This window comes from Mesorhizobium sp. M0244 (assembly GCF_040321795.1).
Lineage (GTDB): Bacteria > Pseudomonadota > Alphaproteobacteria > Rhizobiales > Rhizobiaceae > Mesorhizobium.
In genome coordinates, this window is sequence record NZ_JAMYSE010000195.1 from 1 (window position 1) to 2,128 (window position 2,128).

A 2,128-nucleotide genomic window follows, 5' to 3' on the forward strand; every position below is an offset into this window, starting at 1 on the left:
TCCCGGCAGCCGTCACCCGAAGCGCTATCTCGACGTCCAGGAAATCCTGACGCACGGCATCGATGTCTACACGACACTGAACATCCAGCACGTCGAAAGTCTGAACGATGTCGTGGCCCAGATCACCCGCGTCAGGGTGCGTGAAACCGTTCCCGACTCTATCATCGACCAGGCGGACGACATCGAGATCATTGACCTCACCCCCGACGATCTGATCAAGCGGCTTGAAGAAGGCAAGGTCTACTTCCCCAACACCGCCCAGCGCGCCATCGAGAACTACTTCTCGCCGGGCAATCTGACGGCGCTCAGAGAATTGGCGCTGCGCCGCACCGCCCAGCGCGTCGACGAGCAGTTGCTGATCCATATGCAGGCCCACGCCATTCCGGGGCCGTGGGCGGCCAGCGAGCGTGTCCTGGTCTGGGTCGATGAGGATCCGCGCGGCGCGTCACTTGTACGCTATGCCCGCCGCCAGGCAGAGCGGCTTCGTGCCTCGTGGCTGGCGCTCTATGTCGAGACGCCACACTCGACCGGCCTGTCCGAGCAGGATCGCGACAGGCTGGCATCGACGCTTCGACTTGCCGAACAGTTGGGGGGCGTTGCCGTCACCATTCCCGGCCACGATGTCGCTGCCGACATCCTGCGTTACGCGGCAGCCAACAACGTCACCCACATCATCACCGGCAAGCCGCGCAAGCCACGCTGGCGGCAGTGGTTTGACGGCTCCGTCACTTATGACCTGATACGCGATGCCGGCAAGATCAGCATTCACGTCGTCTCCGGCGACGCCCAGGCGCAAGCCCCGCCGTCGCGGGGGTTGACCCCTGCCCGACCGCCGCGCCTCGACATCAGGCCCTATCTGATTGTCGTCTTCTATGTCGTTGCAGGGCTGTTGTTCGGCGAATTGCTGTCGCGCGTGCTGGATGTGCGCAACATCGCTCTCGTCTTTCTCATGGCTGTGCTGGCGTCGGCGGTCACAGCCGGGCTTTGGCCGGCGATCTTCGCTTCCGTTCTCAGCGCCATAGTTTTCAATTTTTTCTTTCTCGACCCGCTCTACACGCTGAATATCAGCGACCCTGAAAGCGCCGTCGCACTCGGCTTCTTCTTCTGCGTGGCGATCATCGCCAGCAATTTGACGGCGCGGGTGCAGCGCCAGGTAGTGGCAGCACAATCCCGCGCCCGCACTACCGAGGATCTCTATCTGTTCTCCAAGAAACTGGCGGGAACGGGCACGCTCGACGACGTTCTCTGGGCGACTGCCTTCCAGATCGCCTCAATGCTGAAGCTGCGCGTGGTGCTGCTTTTGCCGGAAAACGGCACGATCGCGGTCAAGGCCGGCTACCCGCCCGACGACACGCTGGCCGAGGCAGACATTGCCGCGGCGCTCTGGGCCTGGGAGCATAACCGCGCCGCGGGGCGCGGCGCCGACACGCTGCCGGGAGCAAAACGCCTCTATCTGCCGTTGCGGACCGGACGCACGGCGGTGGGCGTGGTTGGCCTCGACAACGACAAGCAAGGTCCGCTGCTGACACCCGAGCAGCAGCGTCTGCTCGATGCGCTCGCCGACCAGGCGGCGGTCGCCATCGAGCGCATCCAGCTCGTCGCCGATGTTGACCGGGCCAAGCTTGCGGCCGAGGCAGACCGCCTGCGCTCGGCCCTGCTGACCTCCATTTCGCACGATTTGAAAACGCCGCTTGCCGCCATCATGGGCGCGGCCGGAACACTCAGGGACTTCGAGGACGCACTTCCCGAGCAGGACCGGGCGGAACTGCTGTCGACCGTGCTTGATGAATCGGAAAGGCTTAACCGCTTCATCGCCAATCTGCTCGACATGACCAAGATAGAATCCGGCACGATGGAGCCGAACTATGCGTTTCACTATGTCGGCGACATTGTCGGCTCAGCCCTGCATCGGGCCCGCACAATCGTCGGCGAGCACAAGACCGAGATCGATATCCCATCGGATCTGCCGATGTTGCGGGTCGACCCCGTTCTGTTCGAACAGGTGCTGTTCAACCTCCTCGACAATGCTGCAAAATACGCGCCGCCAGCTTCGACGATCCGCCTGCAGGCCTGGACCGACAATGGCGTCGTCATCCTGCAGATCATGGATGAGGGACCAGGCATCCCG

1 protein-coding gene is annotated in these 2,128 nt (G+C 63.2%); it reads left to right on the top strand.

The window, feature by feature from the left end; genetic code table 11:
- Nucleotides 1-2,128 (top strand): DUF4118 domain-containing protein (locus NKJ08_RS38495; protein ID WP_352786360.1); only part of this gene is annotated, 2,128 nt, incomplete at both ends.